Below are 17,927 nucleotides of genomic sequence, written 5' to 3' on the forward strand. Positions count from 1 at the left end.
TGCTAGGCTGATTTATCCTTCTAGCTGTGCCATGATATCATCGTTAAAGTTTACGTTGGTATAAACTTCCTGTACGTCGTCTAAGTCTTCCAACATATCAATCAGTTTCATGACTTTTTCGGCATCTTCAATGTTATCAATATCAGCTGTGGTCGATGGCGACATAGTAACCTCTGCGTTATCTGCTTCTAATCCAGCAGCATCTAAAGCATCTTTAACCGTACCAAAAGCATCAGGTTCGGTCACAACAATTAGGGCTTCACCATCGTTTTCAATGTCGGTTGCGCCAGCGTCTAATGCTGCCATCATAACGTCATCTTCAAGTGATACATCAGAAAAAATAATTTCGCCACGTTGGCTAAATAAATAGTTAACAGAGCCAGATGTGCCTAAGTTACCGCCCATTTTACTAAACGCATGACGAATCTCCCCAACAGTACGATTCACGTTATCTGTCATGGTTTCTACTAAAACAGCAACGCCACCAACGCCGTAGCCTTCGTAGGTGATCTCTTCCATATCACCGCCTTCGCCAGTACCTGCACCACGCTCAATAGCACGTTTAATGGTGTCTTTAGTCATATTGGCAGAAAGTGCTTTTTCTACAGCGGCACGTAGGCGAGGGTTGGTAGCAGGGTCAGGGTCGCCTTGTTTGGTTGCTGATATAATTTCACGAATAATTTTGGTAAAAACTTTACCGCGTTTGGCATCTTCTTTTGCTTTTTTATGCTTAATGTTAGCCCATTTACTATGACCTGCCATAATATTTCCTTAACGTATTTTACAAGTATGACTCAGCAATAGAGTTAAAACCTGTGTTGTTTGTTACTAATTTTTGGTAAAATAATTAGGTTATTAATACAAATTTTGAGTGGTATTATACCCAAATCATGGTTTTTACTCCAATTAATATCACAAATATATCATTGTTGTGAGTTGGTTTAAAACTTGTACCATACTTTGTTTAAGTGTTATGCCTAGCTAAGGTTTATTACATGAAGTTGCTAACTAAAAAAAATATTGCAGACTTGCGTGAGCGTATTCATATCGTTATTGATGGAACTGACACTCGATTAGGTAAGTTTTTTGATATTTTTTTAATGGTTGCTATTATTGCGAGTGTGGCTGTCGTCATGCTTGATAGTGTGTTGTACATACGGCTCAAATATAGTGAAATATTGTTTTATGCAGAGTGGATATTTACCATTTTGTTTACACTTGAATATACACTGCGGCTATTTTCAACCCCTAATAGGGCACGCTATGCCTTTAGTTTTTTTGGCATTGTTGATTTATTGTCGTTATTGCCAACCTATTTAAGCTTGTTCTTAGGTGGTGTGCAGTATATGACCGTTGTGCGCATTTTGCGTATTTTACGGGTTTTCCGTGTATTAAAACTGGCAGCTTATATGAAGCAAGCAAGTTTTCTTGCTTCTGCGCTTAATTCTAGCAAGCAAAAGATTTTTGTATTTTTCTTATTTGTTTTGTTAGTGGTTACCGTTTTTGGTTCGGTATTGTATGTTATTGAAGGGCCTGAAAATGGCTTTACCAGTATTCCCATATCCATTTACTGGGCAATTGTGACACTGACGACTGTCGGTTATGGTGACATCTCTCCTAAAACGCCATTGGGGCAGGCCGTAGCCAGTATGATTATGATTGTGGGTTACTCAATTATTGCGGTGCCAACTGGCATTTTTACCTCTGAGCTTGCTAAAAATATGCGCCCGCAATTACACCCTGTTACTTGCCCAAATTGTGGTAAATATGGTCATGCTTCAGGCGCGCATTATTGCGACCGTTGTGGACATGAACTGCATTTTTAATAACATAAAAAAGTCCATTGATAAAAAAGCCGCTATATCCAGTGTATGAGCGGCTTTTTGTTAATGTTGCTTAAGTAGCATTTTTTATTTTATTCATATAAGTTGTCAATAAAATAACTTAATGCCATTTCATAGCCTTTTGCACCTAAACCACAAATGACACCCACTGCTTTATCGCTTAAAAAAGAGTGCTTTCTAAATTCTTCACGGGCATGTACGTTTGATAAATGAACTTCAATAAAAGGTTTATCGGTTGCTAAAATGGCATCTCTAATAGCAACTGAAGTGTGTGTAAAAGCAGCAGGATTTATAATAATGGCATCTACTTGTTCCTCGCAACTACAAAGTAACCCTTGTTGCTGGATAGCATTAACCAGCTCACCCTCATGGTTAGATTGAATAAAAGATAACTCAATACCTTGTTGCTTAGCTTGTTCGCTGAGTGTGTTTTGTATATCGGTTAAAGTGGTCGTGCCATAAATAGTTGGTTCACGCTTACCAAGCAAATTTAGGTTTGGTCCATTAATGATTAAAATGCGTTTATTCATAACTGTGTATTTAAAAAATTGTCTAATAAATGAAAATACCTTATAAAATAGCACGAATGGGGCATTATTTTTAGTAATATTATTAAATTTATGTTAAAAAACTTTGTGTTAAGTGGTATACATGCTATGATGACATCAGATAAGAATTATTGCTGTTTTCTTGCTGTTTGTTAATAGTTGATAATTGTTGTGGTTCCTATCTAAAAAAATAAAGTTTTAATAAAAAGTGATAAGTTATCTACTCATAATCATAAGATGCGTGAGGTGTTTGCTGGTTGTAAGTAAGATTATTCACTGCATTTAGGAAGTAATTGTATGGCAGAGCGTGAACAAGGTGTTGTTAAGTGGTTTAACGACTCAAAAGGTTTTGGTTTTATTCAACGTGAAAGTGGCGAAGACATCTTCGTACATTTCCGTGCTATCCAAGGTGACGGCTACCGTTCACTAAAAGATGGTGAAAAAGTTGAGTTTGAAGTGACTGAAGGACAAAAAGGCTTGCAAGCTGAAAACGTTATTAAGCAAGCTTAACTGATGAATAGCGGTTACGTAAGTTGCCGTTATTTTTTTGTCCGTTATCATAAAAACCTGTTTAAGTGTTTAGTTTTTTGCTAAGCGCTTATCTGGTTTTTAAAAAGGCTAAGTTTGGGCGTGGTTGCATCGCTTTAATTGTATGTAATAAATTTAGATTATGGTGTTTGCCATAACCTAATTAAGGTACAATACAATAAAAGAGCGGTGGGATTTTGCTTAAGCTTGCCTTTTTTTGTTTTTTAACTATCATTATGCATAAGGATTTATCTTGAGTTCATTCACCACTTTTGAGCAACTTCCCTTAACGCCATCATGTCAAAAGGCGATTCATAAGCTTGGTTTTTCTACCCTTACGCCAATTCAAGCCCAAATCTTACCTCATACACTTGCTGGGCAAGATGCGATTGGTCAGGCTCAAACTGGTACAGGCAAAACGGCTACCTTTTTAATCACTTTAATAGAAGCATTGCTAAAAAGACCTTTTGAAAAAGCAGACAAACGTTTTTTAGGAGAGCCTCGTGCGGTTATCCTTGCACCCACGCGTGAGCTTGCACAGCAAATATACGAAGACTGTGTAGAGTTAACACGCTTTACTAAATTGCACAGTGTGTGTGTCATGGGTGGTACCGATTATGCCAAGCAACAATCAGAATTTGATAAGGGTTACTTAGATATTTTGATAGCAACACCTGGCAGGTTAATTGACTGGGTGCATAAACATGAGATTTTTTTAGATCGTGTGGAAGTTTTGGTATTGGATGAAGCGGATAGAATGCTTGATATGGGCTTTATCCCTGATATTAAACGATTGGTTAGACGCATGCCAGCAAATACAGACCGTCAAAGCTTACTGTTTTCGGCAACGTTTAACCAAGATGTGATGAACCTAGCATATCGTTGGTTGTATCAACCAGTTTTTGTAGAAATTGAACCAGAAAATAAAACCAGTGATTTGGTCGACCAACAGTTTTACTTATTAATGGAAGATCAAAAGTTGTTAGCATTACGCCAAATTATCGAACAAGATGATGTAAAAAAACTCATTATTTTTGCTAATCGTAAAGATCAGGTTAAACGTTTGTACTACAAGCTTAAATCAGATTATAAAACAGTGATGTTGTCAGGCGATGTTGATCAGTCTCGCCGTGAAAAGTACTTGCAACGCTTTAAAGATGATAATGCCAATGGTGGTGCTAAGATTATGGTAGCCACCGATGTCGCAGGACGAGGTATTCATGTAGATGACATTAGCCATGTTGTCAATTATACCTTGCCAGACCAACCAGATGATTATGTACATCGCATTGGTCGTACTGGGCGAGCAGGGCATACAGGCGTTAGTATTAGCTTTGTTAGTGAGGATGATGCTTTTAATTTGCCAGCGTTAGAAAACCACTTAGAAACCAAGTTTGATTTACAGCAGTGGCAAGGCTAATCATGCGTTTTTCTACCAAAACTTAGTGGGTTTTGTGTTAACCCCATAACTAACTTATTAAAATCCTTTAGTGACTATAAACTAAAGGATTTTTTGTTTTTTGTGGTTAACTGTTTCATATTATTGTCATTTTTTTTTATTAGTATTATTTTGCTTCGATACGCTTAATATATCTATATTAAAGCAAAATTTATATTTAGGTTATATAAGCAAATTAATAAACTAACTAACAAACATTAATAATGGAACATACTATGGCAATTTCAATCATAAAACCGCTTGCTTTTGCAGTAAGCGCTTTAAGTTTAGCAGCATGTGCTGGTACAGCAACAACGACACAGCAAACAGGTACCATGACACAAGCCACCAGCAAAACTATGCCAAAAGGTACTTATTTTAATCGTGTGGCAAGTTTTGGTATTTGTGAACAGATCAGTGCAAACTGTGATACAAACACAGAAACGGTTGCTGAAATTGCCTCAGTGTCTGAAGATGGTATGACCCTTGTATACACAGATGGTGAGCAAAAGAAAATAGGATTTGTGGATATAACGAACCCTGCCAAACCAATGCCAAAAGGGGGTGTAGATGTTGGTGGTGAGCCAACATCTGTATATGTAAAAGGCAATTATGCTTTGGTTGGGGTTAATACTTCAGAAAGTTATAGCAAGCCATCTGGGGTTTTAAAAGTGGTTGATATGACAAGCAAAAAAACCGTTGCTAGCATTGATATGGGCGGGCAGCCAGATTCTGTTGCCGTGAGCAAGGATGGCAAATATGCTGCCATTGCGATTGAGAATGAACGTGATGAAGATGCCAAGGTAAATGGCGAAGAAGGTGCGCTGCCACAGTTGCCAGCGGGTAAGTTAGTTATTGTAAATTTAATGGATAAAAAGCCAACTAAATGGCAAGCAAAAACAGTTGAATTAACCGGCTTAAAAGGCATGTTAGCCAACTCTGATCCAGAGCCAGAATACGTTGACTTTAATGGTAAAAATGAGATTTTGGTCACAATGCAAGAAAACAACCACATTGCGATTGTTGATGCGGCAACTGGCAAAGTGACATCTCATTTTTCAGCGGGTTCTGTGAACTTAACCAATGTGGATATAGATGAAGAAAAACCACGGTTAATCACCCTTGATAAAAAGTTATCAAATGTTGCCCGTGAACCAGATGGCGCTAGTTGGATTGATGATACCTATTTTGCCACAGCAAATGAAGGTGACTGGAAAGGCGGTAGCCGTGGCTTTAGTATTTTTAATAAAAATGGCAATGTTGTGTTTGATTCTGGTAATTTTTTAGAACATTTGGCTGTTAGCTTAGGTCAATATCCAGAAAAACGATCTGCCAATAAAGGTAATGAGCCAGAAAATGCCGAATTTGGTAAATATGGGAGTGATAACCTGTTATTTATCGCATCAGAGCGGGCGAATATGGTAACCGTTTATGATGTTAGCAACCCTGCCAAACCAAAGTTTAGACAGGCGTTACCAGCGGGCGTTGGTCCTGAAGGTATTTTAGCAATACCAAACCGTAACTTGCTTATTGCCGCAAGTGAAGTGGATAACCGTGGTGACAAAATGCGTTCTGTATTAAATATTTATCAGTATCAAAACGTCGCTAAACCGACTTATCCTTCACTCCGTTCTGCTACCGCAAATGGTGTGCCAATTGCGTGGAATGCAATGTCTGGTCTTGCAGTTAATGGTACGACTTTATATGCGGTTAATGACAGCTTTAACGGTAAAAACAGTATCTTTAGCATCAATACTAATGGCTACCCAGCCATGATTAACAAAGAGATGAAAATTAAAGATAGCAACGGTGTGTTGGCGGCATTACCAGTTAAACAAGTAGCAAAAGCTGGTGCTAAAAGTGCTGAACGCAATACGGTATTTGATAATCAAGATTTAGCGAAGCTCATCAATGCGGATAAGACGGTAAATATTGATCCAGAGGGTATAGCGGTGGCAAGTGATGGTGGTTTTTGGATTGCGTCAGAAGGCTCTGGCACATTGACAGAAGCTAAAAAACGTCCACTTAATAGTGTCAACATGGTATTAAAAACAGATGAGATGGGTAACATTACTCAGGTATTTACATTACCAGAGGCGGTCAATGAAAAACAGATTCGTTTTGGTTTTGAAGGTGTTGCCGAGCAAGATGGCAAGGTTTATATTGCCTTCCAACGTGCTTGGGCCGGTGAAAAACATCCTCGTATTGCTATTTTAGACCCAAAAAATGGAGAATGGATGTTTGTCCATTATCCATTAGATACAGCTGAATCACAACGAGGTGGTTGGGTTGGTTTGTCTGATATTGCCCCACTTGGTAATGGCAAATTTGCCGTGTTAGAGCGTGATAACCAAGGTAACTATGATGCGGCAGTTAAGCGTATTTACCAAATTGATTTAAGTAATGTACAAAAAGAGAGCCTTGTTAAAAAAACCCTGGTACGTGATTTAATTAAAAAAGGTGATTTAACAACGGGTGGTAATCTGGCATTTGAAAAAGTTGAAGGACTGGCGGTTGATAGCGCAGGTAATGCTTGGATTATCAATGATAACGATGGTGTTGATGACAACAGTGGTGAAACCATGCTTAAAAATTTAGGTCAGCTATTTTAAGCTCAAAACAGGAATATCATAAGGTTTAACTACAAAACGCCAGCGTAATGTTGGCGTTTTTTTTATTAACTATATTATAATCATCTAACATATTAAAAAATAACAGTGCTTTGGATACCTCTGTCATCAAATAAAAGTATTCAAATAAAAATTGGAAACTAACTCAATGAACAGTGTCTTTGATACAGAGCAGTATAACTACCCACCTTTTGATACGGTGACGAAGCAAAAAATAGATGAACTAAAGCTTGCTATCAATCGTTTAGAAAGTAATTTAATCAATCCAGAAGATAACAGCAATAGTTACGATAACATGTGTGTTAGCAGTCAGCTTGCTGTTAACTATGCAGATGAGTTAAATGCCAGCCAACTGCTTGCGGCAACTACCACCCAAGGGCAAATGTTAGTGATTGCTGGGGCAGGTTCTGGTAAAACTAAAACATTAACTTATCGTACCAGTTATTTAATTGAACAAGGGGTTTTGCCAAGTCAGATTCTTTTATTAACTTTTACTCGCAAGGCCGCAAATGAAATCAAAGCGCGTGCAAAACACCTGTTGGGAGATAAACTGCAAAATCTTGCTGGTTATGATATTGCCAGTGGTACGTTTCACTCCTTTTGTAATATGTTACTTCGCCGCTATGCAAAACTGTTAAACATTAATGCTCAATTTACCATTTTAGATACGGGGGATTCAGAAGATGCCATCGACTTAGTTGTAAAAGAAAATAACTTTAAAAAAATAGGTAAGGTTCATTTTCCTCGTAAAAAAACCTTACAAGTTATTATCTCAACTTGTCGTAATCGCAGACTAACGGTAGAGGCACTTGTTAATAAAAATTATCCAGATTTATCAGGTTATATTGAAACGATTGAACAAATTGCCAAACAGTATCATAACTATAAACGTAAAAAAGATTTATATGATTTTGATGACATCATTTCTCAGGTCGTTAGGCATTTGCAAACTAACCCACTATTTCGTGAACGGGTTCAACAAGCCTATCAACACATTATGGTAGACGAGTATCAAGATACCAATATTCCGCAAAAAGAGTTAATTGACTTGATTAGCACAAAAAGTGGTTATGGATCCTTGATGGTGGTGGGAGATGATAACCAAAGTATCTATGCTTTTAGAGGTGCCAATTATCAAAACATTTTATTATTTGGTCATACATACCCTGATGCAAAACTCATTAAGTTAGAGCAAAATTATCGTAGTAGCCCTGCGGTTTTGGACTTTGTAAATGCGTTATCTGACCAAATCACATTGGGTTATAAAAAAAGTTTGTTTTCGGATAACTCCATAGATGGTGAAAAACCCGTATTTACTAGATGCCGTGACGAGCAAGCAGAAGCAAAGTACATTGCAGATACTATCTTACAATTACGAGACAGCTTTGATTATAAAGACTTTGCGGTACTGGGTAGAACCTCCTATCAATCAAACTATGTTCAGCTTGAATTTATGGAAAAAAATATCCCTTTTGTTGTGGTGGGTGGTATTAAGTTTGTAGAAAAAAGACATATTAAAGATGTACTTGCGTTTGTCCGTGTATTGCATAACCCAAATGATGTGATTGCATGGCATAGGATTTTAACTATTTTAAAAGGTATTGGTGCGGTAACAGCCACTAAAATTGCAGAGGCGATTAGTCAGGCAGAAAATAGTTTTGAGCCATTAATACAAGCAAATTTTGCTAGCCGTAGTGAGCAACTACAACCGTTATATCAAACGTTAACAAAAGCAAATCAAGCCGATTCGATTGAAGAGATACTAGAGATTCTTTTAGATTTTTATTTGCCCGTTTTACAGCTTTTAGAAGAAAACTGGAAAGAAAGAGCAGAGGACTTTAGAGTGCTAAAAGGGTTAGCAAATGAGCACCAACGTATTGACAGCTTTTTAGAAAGTTTGGCATTAGACCCACCCAATGATTCTGTTGCGGTTCAAACCAATGAGCCAGCCGAGGAGGATGTGGTAACTATCTCTACCATTCATAGTGCAAAAGGGCTAGAGTGGCAAGTGGTGTTTGTGAATAGTTTAATAGATGGCATGATGCCGCACTATAAGTCTTCTCATAATTTTGAAGAACTTGAGGAAGAACGTAAATTGTTTTATGTGGCATGTAGTCGAGCAAAAACACGTTTATACTTAACGGCGCCTAATTATCTTGCAAGTTACGCTGGTTATTTTGATAAGGCGTCTCGATTTATTGCAGAAGTACCTAGCAGCTGTGTAATTGCAGACAGTGTAGAAAAAGAAGAAAATGAAGCGGTGTGGTGGTAAGGTGTAAGGCTATTTAAGCCGTAAGGTTATAACGTAACGGAGTAAATAAACTAAGGGATTCAATAGAATTTAAAATGATGGTTTAAGTTAACTCGCTAAATTTTTCAGGGATTTCTTTGCCTTCATATAATAGCTGATAGACTTGTAAGGTTTCATTAATGGTTTGTTTTAGTTCAAACTTATGGGTCATGGCAGGGCGTTGCACAATGTCTAACTGAGTTTTTACAGCTTTGCTAACCGCTTGCGCATCTGTTTTCTTTACCATCCCTTGAGGGTAAGTTGCGCGTAATATTTCTGCATGAGCAGCTTTATCCCAACCCACAACGGGAGTACCAAGGTGTATTGCCTGCAAAACGGGGATACCAATGGATTCTGGTTGATTTGCTAAGGCTAATACAAGATTAGATCCTGATAGCCACTCTTTCATATCGTTGCGCTTGCTACCTACATAAGTAATGCGCTTATCCAAATCTAAAGCAAATGCCCGTTGACGAAACTCTTCATAAGTAACATTATCAGGGTGTTCTTTATCATCATCCATGATAATGACATGAATGTTTGGAAAATGTACCTGTAAATTACCTAAGATATCGAGCAACCATTCTTGACCATATTCTTTATCAATAATACTGGGGAACAGTAACCATTTTTTATGTTCAAGTTCAGGAAACTCAGCAAAAATATGACGTAGCCAGTAAACTGATGGGTTATAGCGGTAGGGGAAGTGACGTACATCAACCCCACGATAAATGCGTACAATGGGTTTGGTGTAATGGTAACTTTGTTTTAGGTTGTCTTTTAAATATTGAGTAACACTATCGGATACAGAGATAACCACATCCGAATAAAACAAAGCTTTTGAGTAGTTGTTGAGCGTATAAAAACCATAGACCGTAGAAACAATCTTTGGTGGCTTTTTAAGCCTTGCGCCTTTTAATGCCCAGTGCAGAATCCAAGCAGGGGTACGAGAGTGAACATGGATCACATCAGGTTTGTTTTTTTCTATTAGTCGACGTAACGCAAAAGCCTGAGTAATCGACCACCATGATTTTTTCTTCATTTTTATTTGGTGGTAGATATTGCCATCACGCTCAAGGCGTTTTACCAATTTGTCATCTTTATCTGCACTTGCCACCACAATGGATGTATGACCATTTTTTACAAGCCTATGTCCTAGATGATAAATACCCCGTTCGGATTCATCATGCTTTAAAGACGAGAGCAGACGCATAACAATCATAATGTAAACTAATAAAAAACGTTATTTAATGAAAGGCTAAATTATAGCACTTTTTTTTAAATAGCTTAAATAGATAAAATGCTAGAACAGACCAACAATTTTGCCATCTTCATTAATATTGATATGCTCAGCTGCTGGTACTTTGGGTAGTCCAGGCATTTTCATGATATTGCCACAAATGACAACGATAAAGCCAGCACCGGCAGATACGTTGATATCACGTACATGCAAAATAAAATCAGTTGGCACGCCCAGTAGTTTGGCATTGTCACTAAATGAGTATTGTGTTTTTGCAACGCAAATAGGTAGTTTATCTAGCCCTAAGCGTTCAAGGCGTTTGATGGCATTTTTGGCAGAGAGGCTCAAATCTACATCTTTTGCGCCATAGATTTTTTTGGCTAACTGATGGATTTTGTTGATAATGCTATCATTCACATCATAAGCAAATTTAAATGTATTGATAGGGTGGTCATCCAGTGTTTGCATTACCATATTAGCGAGTTGTTCACCACCTTTACCACCATGCTCCCAAACTTCTGTTAAGGCAACTTTTACCCCCATATCAGCACAAGCTTTAATAATCATCTCTAGCTCATCATCGCTATCAGAAACAAAGCGGTTTAAAGCAACGACCACTGGCAAACCAAATACTGTACGCATATTTTCGATATGTTTCAGTAAGTTGGGTAAGCCTTTTTTTAGGGCGTCAAGGTTTTCTTCGGTTAGTAGATCTTTTTTAACGCCACCATTATATTTTAATGCCCGAACTGTTGCCACCAATACGGCGACATCGGGTTTTATGTCGGCAAGTCGGCACTTGATGTCACAAAATTTTTCTGCACCTAAGTCGGCACCAAATCCAGCTTCGGTAATCGTATAGTCAGATAAATGCCTTGCAATCTGTGTTGCTATTACAGAATTGCATCCGTGGGCGATATTAGCAAATGGACCTCCATGCACAATGGCAGGTGTGCCTTCTATTGTTTGTACAAGGTTGGGTTTAATTGCATTTTTAAGTAGTGCCGTCATGGCACCTTGTGCGTTTAGCTGTTTGGCAAATACCGGCTGTTTATCATGGGTATAAGCCACTACCATGTTACCAAGGCGCTGTTTTAAATCAGTTAAATCGTTAGCTAAACAAAAGGCAGCCATTACTTCAGAAGCAACGGTAATATCAAATCCATCATCACGCATAATGCCATCTGTGGTTTTACCAACACCACTGATAATGTGACGGAGCTGACGGTCATTCATGTCGACTGCTCTTCGCCACATGACACGTTTTGGGTCGATATTTAGCGCATTTCCTTGATATATATGGTTATCTAACATGGCAGCTAGCAAATTGTTAGCCGCACCAATAGCATGAAAGTCACCTGTAAAGTGTAGGTTAATGTCTTCCATTGGTAAAACCTGAGCATAACCACCACCAGCAGCACCGCCTTTAATGCCAAATACAGGGCCAAGTGAAGGCTCGCGTAAGGCAACTATAGCGTTTTTGGTATTGTGGGTATTGATACGGTTGAGTGCGTCAGCAAGCCCAATAGTGACGGTGGTTTTACCTTCTCCTGCCGGTGTTGGGTTAATGGCGGTAACTAAAATGAGTTTGTTATTATTTGATTTAGCAGGAGCAGAGAAGATGTCGGTTGGGTTTAGCTTGGCTTTGTCATGCCCGTAAGGTTCGATTTTTTCTGGTGTTAACCCAAGTTTTTTAGCGATGTCTTCAATTGGTTGGATGTGTGCTTGTGTTGCTATTTGGTGGTCGTTGGGTATGTTTGCCATGTTATGTTAATCCTTAATTATTATTTATTAATAGATAATAACATAACTGATATTTGTGATTAATATTAACTTTTGGTGTGTGTTGTTTATTTGCCAAATAAAAAAGCAGGTTTTGACAATGTGTAGGATTTTGTGAATGCAATGTATCGAGATGAATAAAGCCAGTTAGAAGCTGTATTAACACTAATGAACGCATGGGGGTTACGTACCGCTATGCGGCAACATAATTGGAAAGTCATAGCTAAAACTTGGAACGGAAGTAAATACTGGGTACACGGCTATCATAATAAGCTAAAACACGCATACTTGTGATACAGTTAACAATGAACAACAAAAAACCCCGCTCGATTGAGTGGGGTATCATGTCAAAAACTTGTCAAAAATATATCTAAAATTACAAGTTATTGATTTAAAACATAAAATATGGTGGAGGTGGCGGGAGTTGTTTTTATCTATACAGCCCTTTATTTAAAAGGGATTAAGGTTTTCGTATTTTAAATATACCGTAAAATATACCGTAATTTTACAAAGTGTATTGCCTATTTGGGTATACCCCCTGCCGACTTTTGACCACATAAAAAAACGCTGGGGCTCGATGGTCTTTTAGACTAAGCCTTCCCACTTTGTACTCCCCCCTAGGTAGCTAAAAGCTCTGCCTATATAATTTGCAAATGGCTTTTCTCTTTTGTCCTTGTCATGTTTATTGCTCATACTCTTATACAGTCTACTACCGCCTTTTTGTCTATTCCATAAATTCATAAGACAAAAAAGGGAAATTTTTTTTCAAAATAGAAATTTTTTTATGAATGAGAGAGGGTGTGGTGTCCGCTTGGTATACCTTCCCAAACTTTTTGATACCCCCCTCCTTTGGGTAGGATGTTGGCATTACTATTATTTACTCTGACCTAAATAGCTTTTGGTTGATTGCATTTATTGATTAATTAATGTCACATATGAGGCTTGCTATATTTATTGTTGGTTGACTCTTGAGGTTATATACTTATCATAGAAACGCCTTCAATTGCTTGCACACGCACGCACCCCCAAAACACGCTATTATGCTATTAATTCCTTTCTATGCTATGCGTACCAAGGGATACGAGGGATTGAGCTGTCTGCTATTGCGTGCTATTAGGTGCTATTCATGCTATTAATTAGTGTTCTATCGTTGGGTGATTGTTCAATTCCAGTTATAATCACTTATCCTCTTATTAGGTTGACACAGTAATGACTATCAAAATACTTGGTAAACTTTCGGCAAAAACATATCAGCCCTTACCTTTCTTTATTGAAGCTGTACCGGCTGGCTTTCCATCACCAGCAGAGGGCTACGCTGACGCAAGTATTGATTTAAATGAACTTTGTATAACTCACCCTAGTGCAACCTTTTTAGTACGTTCTAGTGGGCACTCAATGATTAACAAAGGTATCTTTGATAATGACTTATTGGTTGTAGATAGAAGTATAGAAGCTGTATCAGGAGATATTGTTGTGTGCATGGTAAATGGGGAGTTTACTGTTAAGGAGCTAGTACTAGAGCAAAAACCTATGCTAGTTGCCCATAACCCTGAATACCAAAATATAGAGCTTAACAGTGATATGGACTTTGAAGTCTTTGGTGTTGTAACAAATGTGATACGTAGTTTTAAATAAGACAACTATTGTTGCCTAACATGGTTCCGTTTTATTCTCTGAAAAATAATCATGATATAGTAATCTCACTTAATAAATGAGTGATACCCATGTATGCCTTAATTGATTGCAACAGCTTCTATGCCAGTTGTGAAAAACTATTCAGACCTGACCTTAAATATAAACCCGTTGTTGTGTTATCTAACAATGATGGTTGTGTGGTTGCACGCTCTAAAGAAGCTAAAGCCTTGGGTATTAAAATGGGCGTACCATACTTTAAGGTAGAGGGCTTCTGTAAAGCAAATGATGTAAGTGTGTTTAGTTCTAACTATACCCTGTATTCCGATTTGTCTAACCGTGTTATGTGTACGCTTGAAAGCCTATGCCCTACGGTAGAGATATACTCTATTGATGAAGCATTTTTATACCTTGATGACTACCCAACAGCCATGCAAGATTTAGAAGCATACGGGCAAATGATTAAACAAACGGTATATAAACATACTGGCATACCTGTGGGTGTTGGTATAGGAAAAACCAAAACATTGGCTAAATTGGCAAACTATGCTGCCAAAAAACACCCCGCTACCGATGGCGTTTGTGTATTAGATAATAGGCGTTGGATTAACCGCTTAATGCAGATAACGCCCGTTGGCGAAGTTTGGGGCGTGGGTAGAAGATATGCCAAAACACTTAACGACATGGGTATAAACACAGTAGCAGATTTGGCGAATATGCCGTCAGGGTTGGTTAGGCAAAAGTATGGGGTGGTATTAGAACGCACACAACGAGAATTAAACGGTCAACCCTGCCTAGATATTGAGCCAGTACAGTTAAAAAAACAGATTGTATCCTCTCGCTCATTTTCTAAACGCATTACCAATAAGCAAGATTTAACAGAGGCGTTATGCGGTCACACAGCTAAGGCGATGGCTAAGCTAAGGGAGCAAGATAGTTTATGTACAACCATAAGCGTATTTGCTCGTAATAGTCCGTTTAGTAAGCATGAAAAGTTTACCCCTGTATCAGGGCAATATACTTTTAATGAGGCGACAAATAACACTACAGAGATGATAAAAGCGGTTAGGCTTGTTATAGATAATATGTATCAGGACAAGGTTAATTATGCAAAGGCTGGCGTTATGCTATCAGGTATTGTACAAGAAGATGAGGTGCAACCCGATTTGTTTAGTTTTGCAGGTTTAAACCCAATCAAAAAAGCAAAAGATGATGCCATTATGCAGTTAATGGATAAACTGAATACAAATAACAGCCATCAATTATTTATTGCCAGTGAGGGTGTAAGGAATAAACAAGAATGGTTAATGAATAGGCAGTATTTAAGCCCGTGTTATACAACTAGGGTTAGTGATTTGGTTTGTGTTAACTGATAATCCATTTGCTTGTATACGAACGTACCCAAAACACGCTATTATGCTATTAATTCCTTTCTATTCTATGCGTACCAAGGGACACAGAGGATTTAATAAAATGCTATTGCGTGCTATTAGGTGCTATTTATGCTATTAATTTACTAATTTTAATATAACCTGATGAATTTAAAAGATAATTTAGAGCCTAAATAATGGGTGTAGGGGTTGTAGGTATTTTGCCTATAACTGTAGGATGATTGCTCGCCTGATTAGGCTTGCTGATAGGGTGATAATGATATTGTGAAGTCCAAATTTGGGCTTTGCTTAAAAATCAATAATTTAAAAAAATAAAGGGATACGCTTGGAACGCACCCCTTTATCAACCACATTTAATACTTATTAAGATTATATTTATTTGTCAGTAAATACTTTTGGGTTGAGTTCTATACTGGCTTTGTTGTCGTGTTTAATCTCTCGTATGTGGTTATTATCTTTTAATATCTTGATAAGTGGGTCTAGCTTTTTCTTTTTGCGTAAGCTTGTAGGTGTTATGCCTTGCTGTAGTTTTACCCTAGGAACAATAGTTATATTATTCTCACGGCAATAGTTAATAAGCCAGTTTTCTACTCTATCTGCTTGTACTAGTTTTTCATCAAAATCCGTATAGCCTCCATAGCGTTCCCACTCCATGAGGCTATGCTCTGCCAATTTAATGCCACTGACCATTAGTTCGGGTGTTATTGCCTCTGACCCTTCAAAAAATGCCAACACGGTTGCAATGCGTATTGCGTTTGGTAAGGCTCTACCTGCAAATGACTTTAGGTGTACAAACTTGCCAGCACGTCCAACCTTTTTTTCAATATCATTATAAAAGTTCATTGCTAGGGTGTCGGCTTCATCGGTAAGGGGTATAACAGGGCGTTCAATGCGTCCGTCTATACTTTGAGGTGGTATTTTATCGAGTAAAAACTGGCAACGCCTCCAGTATTCAACTAAGCGTTTATCTTTGTAAAACTCTCTATTATTTTTCCATGTATCTGCGGTATGGGTACGCTTGCCCGCCAAGGTGTCGGGGGCAGTGAATAAAAACCTACACAAAAAGCCTTGCTCCATCATCATTTTGTCATTTAGCACTTTTTCTAAGGCTACCTTTTGCCCTAGCATGTTAATACACAAACGCACGTCATAAGCCACGCCTGACCCATTCGCATTTGAACGTGAGCGGTGACGTGCTACTGGCTCACCATCCCATGTTTCTGTACATATGGATAGGGTAGACCCTTGATTATCTGCACTAAATGAGTATGACCCAAATACTTTGCTTGCTTCACCGCCAGTGATATAAGCACTTTTAAGGTGTTCATGAATATAAGAGCCCACAAGGCTGTCTATTGTAAAATCGCTATATATGGCTTTTGGGTTTAATGGTTTGGGGTATTTTTGTTCGTATTCCTCTTTCGCTTTATTACCTTTGCATTGTGCTAGGGCTTTGTTATGCTCTTCTAATCTGTCTAGGTATTGGTTGTATTCTTTTTTGTCATGCTCAACTATCCGTAAATTAGCTTTATTGATACAAGAGGATTTTCTATCTCCACTATCTCCCTCAATCATAATAAACAAGCTACAAGGCTCGCCATATTGATGTTGGAATGAGCGGGCATTTACATGGTTTTGGGCTAAATAAGCCATCGCCCCAAGTACCGTATGACCAGCCATAGCTATGCTGGCTTGTGAGTGCTGTGCTATAGCACTAACCGCATTTTTAGCCAGTGGTGGAAAAGCGTCTAATGGGTATCGGTTGGGTTCGCCCCGTTCATTTATTAATAAAGTAAAAGGCTCGCTTTTATTAATTTCATCCCAAGATAGTTGTTTTTTTTCATCATCAGATAGGGTAGTAGATGTATTGGCTATATTCATACGGTGGATGTCTGCATTATCCATTAATCGTATAACCTCTGTATTATCTATCTCCCAGTCTATGGCAAATTCTAGGGCATATATAGCAACATTGGTATTGGTTAGTAGGGTCTTGTAGTCGCTAAGCTCATGTATGCCTATAGGGGCTATTAAACGCCCTTTGGCTTTAAATTGCCATTGCTTGGCTACATAGGCAAGGTTTGCAGGTGTAAAGCACACCATGATGGTTGCTGTACTATCTAGTTTGTAAAGATTTAGCCCCGCCTGTAGGTCTGCTACCAGGTAAACTTTATTATCCGTGGTAAAGGAAGAGCCGATAATAAAAGCACCTTGCGGATGTATTATTGGTTCAAAAATGGTTTTACCTTGAATACCTTTATCATCAATGGGTGGAATCATGGCGGTGTTAGTAGGCTGTAAATCACTATTTACCAAAGGTAATAATAAATGATTAATGCAATTTATATTGCCATTGTCTCCTTTAGTAAAGCCTTCTTTAGTGAGCAGTATATTACCGCTAATAATTGCACTTGCAGGTAGGTGTGCTAAAGGCTCATGGTATTGGCTTATTACATCATTGGTAGCACGGTTATTCTCAAATAATCTTATGAGTTGTTGTGCAGGATTTTGATTTAATGATGGTTCATTTGCTGGCGGTTCATTGCCACCTTTGGTTGTACTTTGCTTAGTTTTATCGGTTTGGGTATTCACTGATTACCTCTG

At 38.1% G+C, this 17,927-nt stretch carries 13 protein-coding genes; 8 read left to right on the forward strand and 5 right to left on the reverse strand.

Features of this window, described 5'->3' with window-relative positions:
• Positions 1-12: 12 nt before the first annotated feature.
• Positions 13-762 carry a YebC/PmpR family DNA-binding transcriptional regulator gene (locus VH441_RS00555; protein ID WP_434353552.1) on the reverse strand — a complete coding sequence of 250 codons (750 nt, stop codon included), beginning with the start codon at positions 760-762 and terminating at the stop codon, positions 13-15.
• A 233-nt stretch (positions 763-995) separates the two neighbouring features.
• On the opposite strand from VH441_RS00555, the gene VH441_RS00560 reads away from it, so the two are divergent.
• Entirely contained in the window at positions 996-1,826 is an 831-nt protein-coding gene (locus VH441_RS00560; RefSeq protein WP_434353553.1) for an ion transporter, read from the forward strand.
• Positions 1,827-1,915: 89 nt separating this feature from the next.
• Here the strand turns inward: VH441_RS00560 and aroQ are convergent, their stop codons facing one another.
• Positions 1,916-2,374 (reverse strand): type II 3-dehydroquinate dehydratase, encoded by a 459-nt coding sequence (aroQ, locus tag VH441_RS00565; RefSeq protein ID WP_434353554.1) that lies wholly within the window; start codon positions 2,372-2,374, stop codon positions 1,916-1,918.
• Between the two features lie 315 nt (positions 2,375-2,689).
• Between aroQ and VH441_RS00570 the strand changes: the two genes are divergently transcribed.
• From VH441_RS00570 to VH441_RS00585, 4 genes are all read left to right on the forward strand, one after another.
• Complete coding sequence (locus VH441_RS00570; protein WP_434353555.1) at positions 2,690-2,902, forward strand: cold shock domain-containing protein; 213 nt, start codon at positions 2,690-2,692, stop codon at positions 2,900-2,902.
• A 271-nt stretch (positions 2,903-3,173) separates the two neighbouring features.
• Positions 3,174-4,340: a DEAD/DEAH box helicase gene (locus tag VH441_RS00575; protein WP_434353556.1), complete on the forward strand. Its 1,167-nt coding sequence runs from the start codon at positions 3,174-3,176 to the stop codon at positions 4,338-4,340.
• 254 nt (positions 4,341-4,594) lie between these two features.
• The gene (locus tag VH441_RS00580) at positions 4,595-6,970 is read left to right on the forward strand and encodes an esterase-like activity of phytase family protein (RefSeq protein ID WP_434353557.1); all 2,376 of its coding nucleotides are present in this window, start codon (positions 4,595-4,597) and stop codon (positions 6,968-6,970) included.
• 166 nt (positions 6,971-7,136) lie between these two features.
• On the forward strand, positions 7,137-9,260 hold the full coding sequence (locus VH441_RS00585) for an ATP-dependent helicase (protein ID WP_434353558.1): 2,124 nt from the start codon (positions 7,137-7,139) through the stop codon (positions 9,258-9,260).
• An 82-nt stretch (positions 9,261-9,342) separates the two neighbouring features.
• Here VH441_RS00585 and VH441_RS00590 read toward each other — a convergent pair whose 3' ends face one another.
• Positions 9,343-10,500, reverse strand: coding sequence for a glycosyltransferase (locus VH441_RS00590; RefSeq protein ID WP_434353559.1), 1,158 nt, complete (start codon positions 10,498-10,500; stop codon positions 9,343-9,345).
• Positions 10,501-10,581: 81 nt separating this feature from the next.
• Positions 10,582-12,282, reverse strand: a complete 1,701-nt coding sequence (locus VH441_RS00595; RefSeq protein ID WP_434353560.1) for a formate--tetrahydrofolate ligase — start codon at positions 12,280-12,282, stop codon at positions 10,582-10,584.
• A gap of 213 nt (positions 12,283-12,495) precedes the next feature.
• On the opposite strand from VH441_RS00595, the gene VH441_RS00600 reads away from it, so the two are divergent.
• From VH441_RS00600 to VH441_RS00610, 3 genes are all read left to right on the forward strand, one after another.
• Positions 12,496-12,594, forward strand: coding sequence for an N-acetylmuramidase domain-containing protein (locus VH441_RS00600; protein WP_434353561.1), 99 nt, complete (start codon positions 12,496-12,498; stop codon positions 12,592-12,594).
• Positions 12,595-13,509: 915 nt separating this feature from the next.
• Positions 13,510-13,935: a LexA family protein gene (locus VH441_RS00605; protein ID WP_434353562.1), complete on the forward strand. Its 426-nt coding sequence runs from the start codon at positions 13,510-13,512 to the stop codon at positions 13,933-13,935.
• Positions 13,936-14,024: 89 nt separating this feature from the next.
• Positions 14,025-15,305 carry a Y-family DNA polymerase gene (locus tag VH441_RS00610; protein ID WP_434353563.1) on the forward strand — a complete coding sequence of 427 codons (1,281 nt, stop codon included), beginning with the start codon at positions 14,025-14,027 and terminating at the stop codon, positions 15,303-15,305.
• A gap of 393 nt (positions 15,306-15,698) precedes the next feature.
• On the opposite strand, the gene VH441_RS00615 is transcribed toward VH441_RS00610, so the two are convergent.
• Entirely contained in the window at positions 15,699-17,915 is a 2,217-nt protein-coding gene (locus VH441_RS00615) for a DUF3987 domain-containing protein (RefSeq protein ID WP_434353564.1), read from the reverse strand.
• Between the last annotated feature and the right edge of the window lie 12 nt (positions 17,916-17,927).

Source organism: Psychrobacter sp. HD31, from assembly GCF_051097895.1.
Lineage (GTDB): Bacteria > Pseudomonadota > Gammaproteobacteria > Pseudomonadales > Moraxellaceae > Psychrobacter.